The following is a 16432-nucleotide window of genomic DNA, read 5'->3' as shown; positions in this document are numbered from 1 at the left end:
ATATACGAAAGGAAAAGAAGTCATTCTGAGTGTTGTGATTAGTTTACCATGAATTAAACGATAAGATTGTTACCAGGCGTAACAGGAAGGAAATGAGGTGTGCCATTAAGATAAAAACGCAACTCTGGGGCTGCGTTTTTATGGGTAAATTTTGGATTTAAAAACGTATGATAGTTATTGTTTAGCGTTTACGGCATTCACAAACACTTTCTGAGCATCTTCAATACCGAGCTCTTTCGCTTCATCGAGTAATGTGAGAGCTTTATCTAACAAACCTGCATCTACTGCACTTTTTATGCTATTTAGATAATACTGAGTTTGTTTCTCATCGAGTTGTGTTTGAGTACCGCTAATTGTCATCGTTTCAGTGGCAGCACCCATTTTTGTTAAATCTTGGGCTTTCAAATCTTTTTGAAATTCTTGCTGAACTACATCCGTACTACTTAACTCAACAGGAGTATCAAGTATAACGGCATCATCTACTTTGATATAAAGGCTTAATTCTCCATAACTGGAGTGAGGAATCATAGGGTTAGGAACATCTGGTGGATAGTTACCACGCGCCATGGCATCGAGCTTTATAGGGTGAATCACCTCTGACTTTCCAGCAACTAGCTCCGGTGTTGTAAAAATAAGCAATTTGACTCTTTGCTTATCAGTCGGTTGAATTTTAACATTTATTTCTAAACGGTCTCCATCTAACCCATAAGCGTGTTTGTATTCAAAATCATCATTTGTGAAAACTTTAATTACTTGATTTTGTTCATTTAAAAGGTAAGCATTAGGGTAAAACACTGTCTTTTTAAAATGACTGGTTATACGAAGCGCTAACTCTTTACCTTCAGTACCTATGTTAAAAGCCGCAATCGCACTTTGTCCATTAGGCATCAAAAACTGCTGGTTTTGTGATGAAATGGTAAAATTAATTTTCTTCGTTGGCTCAACAGATACCCAGTTGATATCTGAATAATGACTAACTACCTGTTCTGAATGACCGTGGTTAAAAACAACACTCTCCGTTGTTGTACAGCCTATAAGTAATAAACCTAATACACTACTTAACAATACCCGCTTCATAACCACTCCGTGTTAAACAAAAAAAGCCGACAATAAGCCGGCTTTGAATTTATGGACTTATAAAATTAAGTGGTTAGCTTACCACCAAGCTTCCATTTGTACACCAACACTGAATTCAGTATCTTTGCCAGTACCGTATGCATCATCATTTTCATGATCCATGAAGTATGAACCATATACACGAATTTCTGGACGAGCCCAGAAGCTAGAGCCAGCTGACCATGCCTGTGCAAGCGTCAGTTTAGATGCTGCTTTGTCAGTCGTTTTACCTGCTTCCTTAAATTCGTCTGAATGGTAGCCAGCCTCTAAGATAGTACGCATATTATCATTCCACTTATACATTGGACGGATAACTGCGTTATATGCTGTAATATCACCATCTTTTGTATCAGATGCAGATGCAAACATTACCGTATGACCCATTTCCCATGCATCACCAAAGCCTGTCACACCCCAGTTGATAATACGGAAGCCATCTGCATCGTTATTATCACCTGAACGATCATACCAACCGCCGCCACCATAAGTTCCCATTTGGTGACCGTATGAGTTAGTACCATATTGGAATACAGTTTGGTTAAAGCCATTTGATAGACCGTGACCTAAAACAGCAGTAAAAAGTACACCATCATCGGCTTTGACCGTTTGATCTTGTCTAGCATTCGCAAAATCATAAGCAAGTGCTAATTCTAAGTTGGTTTTTTCACCCAAATCAATACCAGCAAAACGAGCATCTAATGTGTAACCATTTACTTTAGTACCATCCTCACTACCATCATCGTGCATTAAAGCTAAAGAAAACTTACTGCCACCAACTGACAGATTTTCAATACCTGCACCGGCACCACCAGAGGTATCTAGGAAGTAAAAATCGGTAATGTGGATATCTTTACGCTGGTAATAACGTTGACCTGCCCATAGAACAGCATCTTTATCACCCGAGATTAAACCCTTTGCTTGTACATTCATCTGGCGTAGAGCTGGTGATTGACCTTCCCAGTTGTTGTTACCATCAGCACCATAAGCAACTAGTGAATCAAGGTAAAAACTAACATCACCTTCAGCATAAAGCTCTTTACCAAGTCCAATTTCTGCATACAAGTCATTTTCATTACCCAAACGACCTACTTTGCTTTTATCAACACCTAAGTTTTGACCATTCTCACCACTTAGACCAACACCAGCACGAGCATAACCGTGAAAATCAACACTCGCGAATGCACCAGCAGACAACGTTGCAGCGACAGCAGCAGCTATTACACTTATTTTCTTCATTCTTAACTCCATTAAGGACGATTTATTATTTATTTTTTTAGTCTCTCTTTGGGCTTGCTGGCTAAAGGCAGTAAACCAAGCAAGCCTAAAAGAGATAATGTTATGGGCTAGGCCCTAGTTTGTTTCAACGGAATCAATCATAAGTAAGGATGAGAAGGCTTACGTCCTCCACCTAAATTAAAATTAGGGGGGATGAGAAGGGAGTAGAAAAATTAGTTTCAAGACTTTTTAAGAGTTAGATCACCTATTTAGGGATGAGATTTACATAGGCACGTGATATTAAGCACTGCAAAATGATAACCACGTCATAAATTCGTCAGAATAGTGTCTTAAAATGTAATTTTATTACAATCACACTTTTGAAAATTAGATGCTTGACGTTAGGCAAACAAACGATTTAACTAATAGTTCTATTCGATTCTGAAAGAAGTAAAAGAATTAATATAATGAACAAAATACAATCTCGACCACATCCATTAGGGGCAACACTTTATTCTGAAGGTTGTAACTTTTCTATTTACAGCCCTGACTGTGAATCGCTATGCCTTGCCCTTTTTGATGACGAAGAAATATCTCAAATATTTGATTTAAAAGAAGAATACGCAGGGGTAAAACACATATTTATTCCTAATGTAAAAGCAGGTCAGAAGTATGGATTTATTACTAAAACTGCTGACGGTCCCTTACTTCTTTCTGATCCTTATGCTAAGGCTATTGATAAAGAACTCTATTATCAGCCACCATATAATGCTAAAAAAAGTTTTTCCATGCCTAAAAGTGTTGTTGTTAATAATACCTTTGATTGGCAGAATGTTGATCATCCTCACATTCCTCGCGAAGAAATGGTTTTATTTGAAACGCATGTAAAAGGATTAACAAAACAGAACCCAGAGTTACCCAACAATATAAAGGGAACGTATCTTGGTTTAATTTCTCCAACCATGATTGAGTTTTATAAAAAGCAGAATATTACCAGTTTACAACTACTCCCTATTGCAGCCTGCATGCATGAAACTCACTTACTCAATATGAGTAAAGTAAACTATTGGGGCTATAATCCCTACCTCTTCATGGCTCCCGACCCAAGATACGCCAGCAAAGATGCGGTAACCGAACTAAAAACAGCCATCAGAGAGCTTCATCGTCATGGTATTGAAGTTATTTTAGACGTGGTATATAACCATACAGCTGAAGGAGGAGAAGGCGATACCGTCTTTAACCTTAAAGCACTAGATCAGCAAACTTACTTACAACACAATGGTCATTTTGCTAACTTCACAGGGTGTGGTAATACTGTTGATCTAACCCACCAGCCTGCCTTAAATCTCGTTATGGACACACTACGTTATTGGGTCAGTGAATTTAAAGTTGATGGCTTTCGTTTTGACTTAGCAGCAACGCTTGGTCGTCAAGGTGATAGCTTCAATCCTCAAGCGGCTTTCTTTAAAGCCGTTGCTCAAGATCCTATCTTAAAAGAGACCAAACTGATTGCCGAACCTTGGGATATTGGACCTAATGGTTATCAAGTTGGGCAGTTCCCATTTGGTTGGAATGAATGTAACGATAAACTGCGAGATATAACTCGTAGCTTCTGGCGAGGCGATCAAGGGTATCTAAAAGAGTTTGCGACCCGCTTAATGGGATCTCGTGACATTTATAGTGCTGCGAACTGGCCTTATAAACTGACCGTCAACTACATCACTTACCATGATGGTTTCACGATGCAAGATTTAGTCTCTTATAAAAATAAGCATAACGAACTCAATGGCGAAGATAACCGTGACGGACATGGTGATAATCGATCGCATAACTTCGGTATTGAGGGTGAGACGGACAACAAAATAATCTTAGCTCGACGTGAAAAACAAAAACGTAATTTTATGGCCAGCTTACTATTTGCATTTGGTATCCCACATATTTTAACTGCTGATGTTCTATCGCACAGTCAGCACGGTAATAATAATGCTTACTGCCAAGATAACGGGTTAAGCTGGCTAAACTGGCAACCTACTGATGCAAAGCGCTCTTTCCAAACTTGGTTGGCAGAAATGATCACAGCACGCCAATTTTACATGGTGCCCTTTATTAAAGCCTTTAGTGGTAAAAAGCGTAATAATAACCGTATCTTCTGGCGACGTATCGATGGCACATTAATGGAACATGATGATTGGAACCGTCTAAGTTCTGTTGCACTTCATCTTGGTATCAACACTCACGGTGATGAATTAATCTACCTTATCAATCAAACTCAAGCTCCTGCTCGATTTAAGCTACCTCGTGATAAGAACCAAGAGTGGAAGATGATTTGTGATACTCACTTGAGTAAAGTCCCGTTAGGCCACGCTGAAGGCGAATTTATGCTATCTCCATCTTCAATGGCTATTTTCCACTTTAAATCAAAAGGGACTCAATTAACCCTCTGCAACTAGCTGGATACAACTGCAACCCGAAAGCTCAGATGCTTCCTCATTAGGTTGGCTCTGAGCTTCTTCTTTTATGAAAAAACTACGCATAATGATGATAAATACGATCTAAATCTCACTTTGTTACATTTTCTTCAATTAATGGCGCATTTATTTTCCTGTTCAATATTTATCCTTTATTTTTCACGTAGTTCTCTCTTTTTTTATCGTAATTTTTTTTCATTGACTGAATATATTTACTGTTTCCTAATTATTTAAAAACAAGCAACTGCCCTATAAAAACAAGTATTTAATTCAAATATTACAAAATAGAATAAGTAATCAATCGATAATAACCTAAGTTGAAATGTGTTTTTTTATACGATATGATCAATTCTTAACCAGTGACGAGTTTAATAATAAATCTATTTGCTTTACTTTCAATTACTTATTAAAAGTAAACTTGGCACTTTACTTACTATGTAATTTTTTTACATGGCGAGATTATGTGCAATAGATATATTTAGCAAAGTCTTATAAGGTATTGAATTTAAATCAATATACCTACAAGCCCTATTTAATATTGATAAAGTTGTATTAATGAAAAAGATTATTTTATTTTTGGTGTGTTTTATCTCATCAATATCAGTAGCGATGGCTACTCTACCAGCAACAGATAAGAACATTGAAAAGCAGTACCAAGCAGCAAAGCTCGATGGTGTGATTGATTTTCAGCTATTTAAAGAAGCTTATATCGCCTTCGATAAAACCGATGGTAGAAAAAAGCCACTGTTAACCATTATTGATTACAGTAAGCCATCAACAGAAAAGCGCTTCTATGTTATTGACTTAGAAAAGAAGAAGTTAATCTATAACACGTTCGTTTCTCATGGTGTAAATAGTGGTGGCAAACAAGCGGTGAAGTTTTCAAATACAGTTGACTCTCGCAAAACATCATTAGGAACTTTCTTAACCGATACTACCTACTTTGGCTCTAATGGCTACTCTCTAAAACTTGATGGTTTAACCAGTGGCCTTAATGATAATGCTCGTCAGCGCTACATTGTTGTTCATGGTGCTAAATATGCGAATGAATCCTTTATCAAGCAAAATGGTTATTTAGGACGTAGTTGGGGTTGCCCTGCTTTACCTGAAAATGTATCAAAAGAGATCATTGATCTCATTAAGGGTGGTAGCGTTATTTACGCAAGCGCTTAATATACAGCTAAAAATAAAGCCAGCTTCATTATTAATGAGCTGGCTTTTATACAACCCAACGCAACTAACTGCATTTATCCCCCAGTGATTTATTCGGTCTCTTACCCCACAAAGCTTTCATCATCACCCCTGCTAATACTATTCCCGAAAACGTGACAAGACTTGTTGGTAATAGCGCTGATAATAAGACCCGATGATGGGTTGCATCCTACATAAGTGATTCAGCTTTACTCATTTTTGACTTTATAGTTCCTGCTTACTCTAATTAAGCAGGTAAGTAACCTATGAATCTTATGCCCCACGAACTAGTACTTGGTGAAGTTTATCTTCCTCCACTGCTACTAGTTATTGTTATCGCTTACCTACTGACTAGTGTAATAAGCATCATTGCGACCAAAACTGGCATTTACAAATACATTGCACAACCAGCAATTGTAGAGTTAAGCATGGTCATTATTTTTACCGGCTTGATTAGCCACTTTATCGCTATAATTTAGAGGGCTATACCATGCTAAAACGATATTTTATTACTGTTACCCTAGCTTTAATCGCAGGTTATATTGGCTACACTCAATACTGTATTTACACCGCTAACCCGTGGACTCGTGATGGACAAGTACGTGCTTATGTCATTCAAGTCACGCCACGTGTTACAGGTCAAGTAACCAATATAGAAATAAACGATAACGTCCTGGTTAACAAAGGTGATCTTTTATTTGAAATAGATGACAGTATCTATCAGGTCAACCTCAAAAAAGCACAAGCAGCACTCAAGCAAAGCGAAGCGCTCGTTAAGAAAGCTAAAAATGAGGCTAAGCGTTCATTCGAACTAGTTAAAATTACCCCAGGGGCTGTGCCTGTTTTAACCCTGAATAATTTAACTAATGCGATAGAAACCGCTGAAGCAAATCGTGACGTAGCTCGAGCCAGTGTTGATGATGCTAAACTCAATTTATCTTTTACTAAAGTATACGCTCCAACAGATGGCTACATCACAAATTTTAATTTACGTGAAGGCTCTCAAGTGGTTGCGAATACCCCTGTCGTTGCACTTATTGATAAGGATAGTTTTTGGGTGGAAGGCTTCTTTAAAGAAACGGACTTAAACGGTGTTGATCCACAAGACAAAGCCTACATCACATTACTCATGCACAATAAATACAACCTTGAAGGTAAAATTGAAAGTATTGGCTATGGCATTGCTAAATCTGATGGCAGCACAAGCACAAACTTACTACCAACAGTGAACCCAAACTTTCAATGGATCCGTTTAGCACAACGTATCCCAGTAAAAATTAAACTCACTAACATCCCTGAAGATTTGCAATTACGTGTTGGTATGACAGCTTCAGTGAAAATAATCAAAGGCGAATAGTGGTTCAATAGGAGGGCTTCAATATGCTAAGTCATTTAAGTCATAACACCAAAGAAGCAATCAAAGTAGGGATTGCCGTTGCTATCTCTATTTTGCTGCCTTTATCGCTAGGGTGGGACAAGCCTTATTGGGCTGCTATCACCGTATTTATTGTTGCAGCTAATGAAACCTATTCCCATGCGATAAGAAAAGGTCAAAATCGCCTCTTAGGAACACTGCTAGGCGCTTGTTATGCCACTTTCTTATTGGCTTTCTTTGCCCAAGAACGATTATTATTCATTACTTTCTACGTGCTCTTTCTCGCTCTATGTGTGGCTATGTCATCACATAAGCGATTCGGTTATGCATTTACGATCGGTTTTGTTGTATGCACTATCATTTCAACTGTTGGTGGTTTTGATAGTGCAACCACCTTCAATATTGCCATATTACGGATGAAAGAAAACGTCTTAGGCATTATTGCTTTTAGTCTTGTATTTCGCTTTATTTGGCCAGTAAAAACAGAGAGTACCTTTTTTACTTTACTCAAAGAGAGTATCTATCACATTAAGTTATGCTTAGTTAACAATGGCACAAATATTAGTAAAAATAATGATGAACAGATTCGTCGACTTACTAAGCTACAAGAGATATTGGCGCTTCCTCTTAATGGCAGTTCACGACTACTTAATGAAAAAAATCGTTGGAAAATCATTATTGATGCGATGATCAAGCTCGAAACACTATCTGGGGTACCGAGTGATATTGCTCGCCACAAGAAGCAAGGTATACATCTTATCATCTGCAGCTTATCTTCTTTAAAAAGCAATCAAGATAAACTTAAAAAATGGATCGATAAGACAGAAACTGACTATTTAACAACGCCATTACCACAAAGTTCTTTTGCTATTCCTGCATCAGAGCGTTTACGCAAAGTGATCACTGCTGTTAGTATTTTAGTGACCTGCTTACTCATGTGGATATATATACCGGTACCTGGTGGCTACATTATGCCAATGATCTCTGCTATCTTTGCCAATGTTCTTGTCACTCTGCCTAACAATGCGATTAAGCATGCGGGAATAGGTTCTATTGTTTGGGGGGTGTTTTTTCTTGCTCAATATATTTTTATTATGCCAACCCTCACTGAGGCATGGCAGTTAGCTGGATTATTTTTTGCTAATGGTTTCTTTATCTGGAAGGTTTGTGCTTCTCCAAAAATGGCGATACAAAAAGTACTTGGCGGTAATTTATCCGTTGTGTTAACGATGAGTGCCCTACAAAGCACACCAAGTTATTCGATAGAAACGCCATTATTAATGCTATCACTGGTTTTTGTTTGTTTAGGCGTTGCCAGTTTTTATACCAAATTATATAACCCCAATCTGTCAATTTAATTTTAATCGTAGCCTCATGCCGTCATCACTAACATGAGGCTATTTTCTAATTAAGTTAAAGAATAAAAGTCGTTGGGTACGATCTGAGGGTCTTATCCATCATAAGCGATTAACTCCATCCGCTATATTGAGTAATAATCTCCCCATCAACAAAACATCAAATACTCATTAACCACAGCAGTAGGGGTATTGATGTAACCTAGCTGAACAAGGTGCGGGCAGCTGATAAAATACTTTCACTGAAATGCTCATAGGATTGACATTCAGTATGGTGATGAAGCAATGATAATAACTAAGTCTTTAACAAAAACCACTTCAATTCGCTCAGTCTTAATCGCAGGCGCTATGGTATTAACCGGTATGTCTGCAACCTCTTTTGCAAGTGATGATATTATTACATCAGAAGATATTCGTAATAATGGTAAAGAGATTTTTCAACGTTATGGTATTGATGAAAATTTACCTAAACTAGGCTTAAGCTCTCTTATTCAAGGTGAGCATTTAGTTGAGCATGTTACTCGCTCCATTGAAGTTGGTGATAACGTTAAACATTCAGAAGTTTTTCTCGTTCAAGATACCGATGCTAAAGGTAATATCGATTTACGTATTAAGTATAATCTTGAACAATTAGCAAAAAATGAAAATATAATTGAAGAAATAGAAAGTAATACACGTAAAGAGTACTTATTACGTAAATATGCACAAAGTTATGATTCCAAATCTGTGAAAGCCACTGATTTAGGTAATGGTGATGCGGTTATCACATTTAATTACTCAAAGTTTGGTCTACCACAAGATATTGCCTACTTTAGATTCATGAACGTTGAGATTAATATTAAAAATAACAAACCAACTAGCATGATTATTTCTAATTCAAAACCTTTTACTTTTGACAAATATAAAATTGATTCATACCATCAAAAGATTAATTTCAACATATTAGATAACGGTAAAGTTGTTATTGCAGATAAAACCATCACTAGCCATGGTGTTACAAAAAAATATAAACCCGTCAAGTTAGTTATGACGATTAAGCCCGTTGCTTATTATAATGACTCTGGCATCTCTGTTTTAAATGAGGAATTGTTATCGCAAGTTTCAGATCCTCGTATTCATGAAGCCAGTGTAAAACTTGACCGAGTCTTTCCACTGATGGGGGATATGATCCGTCGTCAAGGTATTGATGTGCCACTCCCATATGGAGTTTCAGTCGCGTACCGTAATCAAGATATGAACATTGGCTTTACTGATTTTAATGTAATGGGAATCGACTTTAATGACTTATTTGATCCAGAAGAGTCAATCGGTACAGTAAAAGCTGAAAGTCTTTCTATCCGTGGTGATGTTAATATTTTTCCTTTTTGGAATGTCTATGGATTAGTTGGAAAGGTAAATGTTGATGCCAATGTTGATGCTCAATATACCGGCGCTATTGGTGAAGGTTTACAAGAACAACTCAACAATAAACTACCTGGCTTAGGTAATGCTTTTTGCAAAGAGTTATCTGTATTATGTAATCGTTCAACTTTACGTGTTCCATTACACCTTGAGTATGATGTCGTTGGTGTCGGTACAACACTCTCTGTAGGCTACCGTCAGCTTTTTGCATCAGTGACAGGGACATACTCATTAACAAAATTGACTGATGCTAATGAATGGGGCGATGGTGTCTTAACTGTACAGCCAATGCTAGGTTATCAATTACCTGATTATCGTGCACAAATATTTATCGGTGCTGAATACCAAGGTTTAAAGCCTTACATGAATGGCAAGGTCGACAGTGTGGAAATTGGCGGTGAGGTATTTCATTATAATGTGGGTACTGATATTAATAAATGGGCTTATTTGATTGGTTTCAATAAACAAATGGGAAAACATTACAATCTCTCCTTTTTATATAATAAAGGGGAAAGTCGCAACGCAATGACATTAAACTTAGGTTATCGCTTCTAGATACCCATTTTTTTAAAAGCTCTAGTGTGATGACTAGAGCTTAACCCATAACACTGGATGGGCGTCGTCCTTCATATAAGATTACAACCATTAGCGAAACTCCTTTATTATCTCGCTATAAACAAAACAACGTAAACATCAAACCCCATTGAAGGGGAAGTAATGCGCAGGAATGGCCCGTTTTGATGACAATTACAAGCACTCGAAAAGTGCCATAAATGTGGATAACTCATGACTGTATTTAATCGCTCAACTCTTGCTGTCACCCTTTCTTTAGCATTAGCTGCTTGTGGCAGTGACGACAATACCAGCCGACCATCAACACCCGATCCTCTGCAACCTCTCGACCCAAAAGAAGTCTCTCTTTCTATTGGTGAAACCACTATTAATGCTCTCGAAGAATCGGTTGTTATTACTACTCTTGATGGTGATGAAGAACGTGTCTCTATTGAAGCCTTTAAAGGTATTCCATACGCACAAGCCGCTCGTTTTGAACATAGCCAGATCATTAATAATTTAAATGATGAAGCCATGATTGGTGGTGGTCTTGATGCGACAGTATTTCAGGATGCTTGTCCACAGCTCAAAGCAACGACACAAGCACAATCAGAAGCGTGTTTAAACCTTAATATTTGGCGTCCAGCAGGCTTGGAAGGCAATGAAGAGTTACCCGTTTATGTCTTTATTCACGGTGGTGACTTTGAATATGGCGCAGGCTCAGAGCCACTCATACACGCTGATACCGTTGTGGCACAGGGTGCATCTGATAACCAACCCTTTATTGCCGTAACGTTCAACTACCGTTTAGGATTACTAGGCAGTATGTGGGTTGATGGCAAAGCGAATCCAGAAGGTGGTAACTTTGGTCTGGGAGATCAAAAGCGAGCGTTAGAATGGGTGCATACTAACATTGCTAATTTCGGTGGCGATGCAAGTAACGTCACTTTAATGGGGCAAGGTTCTGGGGCAATGTCGGTTGGTATTCTCCAGCAAGATGATAACAAGGAAGTGGTTACAGGCGACTATTTCCAACGTGCAATTATGCAAAGTAACCCATATGGTTTTGAATATCAAAGTTATGATGTTGCTAAAAACTTAACGAGTGACCTTGATATAGACGCACTAAAAACTGCGCCATTAGATGATTTGATGGTAAAGCAAAAAGATCTAACAGAACCAGGTGAACGTATCGTCGATTGGCTACTAAAATCACTAAGCAGCCTAAGCTCCTTGATACCCGTTAGCGCTGATAATACACCAATGGCTACTATGATGCCCTTTGCGCCTTATAACGAATATAAGAAGCCTTTATTCTCTTCAGCCTACGGTTACCATTTTATTTCTCAGCCATCGCAAGCTGAATTTACCGTCCCAACCGTACTGGGCTCAAATAATTCCGAATCAAACAGCTTTGGTATGTTGCCAAGTTTAACTTTTTTAATTCCAACTGTGATTGAAATAATTACAGAGTTAGCACCCGAGGTTATTGATCCAGAAGATGCGGATAAAACCATTGAAAACCTAGCAGCATGGTTGAATAGTAAAGACAACCAACAACAACTCGAACAAGCATTAACACAACCAAGTATTAATGGCCTTTCTGAAATTATCGCTTGTCTTACGTTAGATAGCACCGAAGAAATAGTGGCTTGTATTGGCGAACAAGTGACATTGCCAGATACTGCATATGAGGCTGTAGTTAAGTTATTTTTTGGCCTAGGCAATAGTGAGATAAATAATCAACTACTCACGTTAGAAGATTATGCACCTAAGGAAGGCTTACTCGGTTCTATCGAGAACATGGGTAATTTTAAAACCTTACTTAACGATATGCTGTTCGCTGGCCCTGCACGCCTTATTGCAGCTGAAACTTCAGATAACAATAACATAGATGAGAATGGCACCCCGATTACGGCGACTTTCTATCATTTTGATTACAACCCAAGCTTTAACTTCCTAGATGAAGAGTTGGCTTCTGATATGGATATTATTGAATTTATTAAGACCATTGGTTGTATTAGCGGCGCTTGTCATGGTTCAGAACTGCCTTTTGTTTTTAATAAATCATTAAGAAGAGATAGCACTGAAGTTCACCCATCAACAAAAGACAAAGCATTAATGAATGAAATGTCTCGTTTCTGGTTTAGTGAAGCGCTATTTAGCCCACAATACATTTACCGTACTGAATATGACAATGTACTACTGATTAATGAAGATGGTGATATTAACCCTGTTAATAATTGGGACAATGACTACCAAGAAACTCAGGATGAAACGGTTAACTCTGGTCGTTTGAATTGGTTAGATGAAAATCAACTGACTTTAGGCTATTTCTAAACAACATTTAATATAAACCTAAACGGTCAATCTTTATTGGCCGTTTTTTCTGTTTATCATCTATGCTTTTAGTTATCACTTATTTAAAGGTCACCTATGACATTCATGCCATCATCTGACTATTTGAGAACAACTTATCGCAATGTCTCATCTGCTATAATGCTTTTGCTTATAGTTACACTTACAGGTTGCGCTACGCCAAGTCCCGAAGTTTCTGAGGACTTTGAAGCAAACTGGGCAACAAAACACTATTCTGCAAAAGCGTATTTAATTCCATCAGCGCCAGAAGCTTTTGTACGTCGTGTTGATCTTATACGCAATGCTGAAACATCCATTGATATAACCTACTTCTCTTGGGACAAAGATGCATTAGGTCTCATACTGCTTAACGAGCTTAAAAAAGCCGCAGATCGAGGGGTTCAAGTTCGTCTCGCACTTGATGATCTATTAGTATTTAATGAACAGTGGTTGGCAGATATTGATGCTCACCACAACATTCAAATTCGAATTTTCAATCCATTTAACTCAAGAAAAATGGGCTGGTTGGGGCGAGCCACTGACTTTCAATTGAACCAAGATAAACTCGATAACCGCCTACATGAGAAGTATTTTAATGTTGATCACCACACTCTGCTATTAGGGGGTAGAAACATCGGTAACGAGTATTTCGGTTACAGCCAAAAAGCAAACTTTTATGATTTAGATGTTATATTCAAAGGTAATGTCATTAACGCCTTTGCTGATAATTATGAATCGTTATGGCAAAGTGGGAACCTAATACCTATTTCTCAGCTTATTATGATTAAAGAACCAGGTAATTACTCTCATTTTAATAAAGAATATGAACACTCACTATATTATGATACTGATATCATTGCTGACATTTTATATCATTTAGAGCATTTAACAGATATTAATTATTTGCCTGTAACTGTCACACCTGTTTTTGATTCAATAAAAAAACTAGACGACAATAAACCTTACTTTCGTTCTCGTGTTAAACATTTGATTAAAGCAGAGTTAGATAATGCTCAGCATGCTACCATTTCATCTCCTTATATGGTACCAACAAATGGAAAGTTTGAGATATTAGAACAGCTAACAAACCAAGGAGCAAATGTTCAAGTTGTGACTAACTCTTCGGCATCAAATGACTCTGGATTTATTCCTGCTTATTATGAAAAACATCGGGAAACATTATTAAGTATGGGCATCAATATTTTTGAGTATAAAGATCAAGCGAGAAATAGTGATCATTACTATCATACCGATACCTATTATCACAATAAAACGATTATTTTAGATAATAAAGTGTCGTATATTGGCTCATCTAATTTTGATCCTCGATCTGATTTTTTAAATCTTGAGCTTGGTCTCATTGTTTACAGTGAAGATTTTGCGACTCAGTTACATCACTATCTATTTAAAGAAAGGGATAGTCTTTACTGGCAAGTAACTCGAGACAGTGAGAATAATACTTTATGGTTATCTGAAGATCACATTTATGACTCTAACCCTAATTATAGTCATTGGCATGCCTTTCCAGATTGGGTGATAAGAAAAATGGATGGTGAATCTGAGTTATAAGTATACGAAATTTGTTCAGGTGTCACCGCATAGCTAGGCATGGATGCCAAATAAAATCGAGCTTAAAATTGAGCACCTAAAGAAAAATGTAGCTTAAATTTATCCTTCCCTGAAGCCCCCTCTCCCCATGCAAAATCTAACTTTATTGGTATTATCTCTGAATATCGTTCAATGCTAACCCCTGTCCCTTTTTTCAGATCTGGCTTGCTGTCAAAGGCATCACCATAATCAATAAAGGCACCTAACCAAAAGGCACCGTATATATTATATTGATAATCTAAGCCACTATTAAAAAGATACAATGCCCCCGTCAACTCACCACTCTCATCAACTGGTGATATAGAATTATAGTCATAGCCTCGTAAATTATTATCACCACCAGCAAAGTAGCGTAATGAAGAAGGCAGTTCTGATAATTCATCGGTTATATTAATGCCTATCGTCGTCCTAAATTGTATTTTTTGCTTATTACCAAAATTTCTAGCAACAATAGAATCATTTTGTAAGCGCAATAATTGTATATCGGAGATAACATGATCGTTGGAGTATTCAATTGATAGTTGGTGCTTATGTTTTAAACGCTTACTCTCCTCTTTTCCACTTGTATAAGTAAAAGAGATCCCTGGCATTAAAAGCTGTGTGATATCTTCATCAGAAGCCTGAGTATAATTTTCATAAAGGTATTGGAGATAGACACTACTTTCCCAGTGGCTGGTTAAAATCCAATGCTTCTCAAAAGATAAATTGGACGAAAAACTACGAGTATCTAAATAGTCAACATGGGAAGAGGTAAATTGAACTGCGTAATAATCATTAAGTACATCAAGCGTTGGAATTTTATAGCCTAATTGTAAAGATTGCTCTGGTTTTGACAGTTTTGCTTCACTTTCAAAACTATGACCACGAGTGTTGTACCATGGCTGAGTCCAACGTAATGAAGCGCGCAAACCAATATCCGTCACAACCCCACCGCCAACTTGTACTACATTTTTATGATGTGGTTCCAAATTAACATTAATTGGTATTTCATGGTTTTCATTGGCTAAATTTATATTTGGTTCAATCAACACACTATTAAACCAACCTGTTTGGGATAATTGTGAGTGGTATAAGCCTAATAGTCGTGTATCAAACTCATCTCCAATGTTGTATGGCTCTAAAGTTGCTAAGCGATCTAACTCTATTTGGCTATTGTTAATCAGAGTTTCACCAAAATAATAACGAGGACCGCTATTAAAATGAAGATGGATAGATGCTTCATTTGCCTCTGGTGAAACCTTTAACTGATGGGTAATAAACTGACTACTAAAATAACCTTTTATGGTCGCTAAGGTTTGTATTTTTTTCTTTAATTCATCATAGCGTCCATGATGTAATCGCTGACCTACTTTAAGATTAGCTTGTATAACCGCCTGCTGAAAGTCTTGATCGAATTGAGCTTCACCTGAAATAACAACATCTGATTCAATAATTCGCATTGCTACGCCTGCATCAATGGTAAGAATGAGATTTTTATCCGTTTTATCTATCAAAATATGTGGATGGTAGTAACCTAAAGGATTCAAAGCATTATTAACTAACTTATTCCACTTTGCGTCACTCCATTTTTTCATTACCTGTTCATCATTTAAATCAATATAATAATTAAGGTTATCTTGCAGAGTATCAGATAGCCCTTTTACGTTTATCGATGCAAATGCAGTGGGAGCCGTGCCAATCAATAAGCTAAAAATACTGATTAAATGAAAATGTCGAATCAAAATGAACCCTAGAACGGTAGAACAAGCATTATGAGTTTAGCAAAAATAGCAGAAAGGTGGGATATTAAAGCG

Annotated in this window: 11 protein-coding genes; 8 read left to right on the top strand and 3 right to left on the bottom strand. The window is 37.4% G+C overall.

Going from position 1 to position 16432, the window contains the following annotated elements; genetic code table 11:
* Positions 1–174: 174 nt before the first annotated feature.
* Together BCU68_RS08850 and lamB are read right to left on the bottom strand one after the other, a co-directional pair.
* A complete protein-coding gene (locus BCU68_RS08850; RefSeq protein ID WP_241901323.1) occupies positions 175–1065 on the bottom strand; it encodes a MalM family protein in 891 nt (296 codons plus the stop codon).
* Between the two features lie 90 nt (positions 1066–1155).
* Positions 1156–2352, bottom strand: a complete 1197-nt coding sequence (gene lamB, locus BCU68_RS08845; protein ID WP_102564410.1) for a maltoporin LamB — start codon at positions 2350–2352, stop codon at positions 1156–1158.
* 446 nt (positions 2353–2798) lie between these two features.
* Between lamB and glgX the strand changes: the two genes are divergently transcribed.
* The 8 genes from glgX to BCU68_RS08805 all read left to right on the top strand — a co-directional run bounded on the left by glgX (position 2799) and on the right by BCU68_RS08805 (position 14600).
* A complete protein-coding gene (gene glgX / locus BCU68_RS08840) occupies positions 2799–4781 on the top strand; it encodes a glycogen debranching protein GlgX (protein WP_102564409.1) in 1983 nt (660 codons plus the stop codon).
* 627 nt (positions 4782–5408) lie between these two features.
* The gene (locus BCU68_RS08835) at positions 5409–5972 is read left to right on the top strand and encodes a murein L,D-transpeptidase catalytic domain family protein (protein ID WP_241901333.1); all 564 of its coding nucleotides are present in this window, start codon (positions 5409–5411) and stop codon (positions 5970–5972) included.
* A gap of 284 nt (positions 5973–6256) precedes the next feature.
* Positions 6257–6469, top strand: a complete 213-nt coding sequence (locus tag BCU68_RS08830; RefSeq protein ID WP_102564407.1) for a DUF1656 domain-containing protein — start codon at positions 6257–6259, stop codon at positions 6467–6469.
* A gap of 11 nt (positions 6470–6480) precedes the next feature.
* Positions 6481–7347: an HlyD family secretion protein gene (locus tag BCU68_RS08825; protein ID WP_102564406.1), complete on the top strand. Its 867-nt coding sequence runs from the start codon at positions 6481–6483 to the stop codon at positions 7345–7347.
* 23 nt (positions 7348–7370) lie between these two features.
* Entirely contained in the window at positions 7371–8723 is a 1353-nt protein-coding gene (locus BCU68_RS08820; protein ID WP_102564405.1) for an FUSC family protein, read from the top strand.
* Between the two features lie 360 nt (positions 8724–9083).
* Positions 9084–10676 (top strand): hypothetical protein, encoded by a 1593-nt coding sequence (locus BCU68_RS08815; protein WP_241901332.1) that lies wholly within the window; start codon positions 9084–9086, stop codon positions 10674–10676.
* Between the two features lie 231 nt (positions 10677–10907).
* Positions 10908–13013, top strand: coding sequence for a carboxylesterase family protein (locus tag BCU68_RS08810; RefSeq protein ID WP_102564403.1), 2106 nt, complete (start codon positions 10908–10910; stop codon positions 13011–13013).
* A 105-nt stretch (positions 13014–13118) separates the two neighbouring features.
* Positions 13119–14600, top strand: a complete 1482-nt coding sequence (locus BCU68_RS08805; RefSeq protein WP_102564572.1) for a phospholipase D family protein — start codon at positions 13119–13121, stop codon at positions 14598–14600.
* Between the two features lie 62 nt (positions 14601–14662).
* Here BCU68_RS08805 and BCU68_RS08800 read toward each other — a convergent pair whose 3' ends face one another.
* Positions 14663–16360 (bottom strand): autotransporter assembly complex family protein, encoded by a 1698-nt coding sequence (locus tag BCU68_RS08800; RefSeq protein WP_241901322.1) that lies wholly within the window; start codon positions 16358–16360, stop codon positions 14663–14665.
* Positions 16361–16432 lie beyond the last annotated feature (72 nt).

The organism is Vibrio sp. 10N.286.49.B3, from assembly GCF_002873395.1.
Taxonomy (GTDB): Bacteria; Pseudomonadota; Gammaproteobacteria; order Enterobacterales; family Vibrionaceae; genus Vibrio.
The sequence above is the reverse complement of the archived record's forward strand: the minus strand, read 5'-3'. Positions and strand labels throughout refer to the sequence as shown.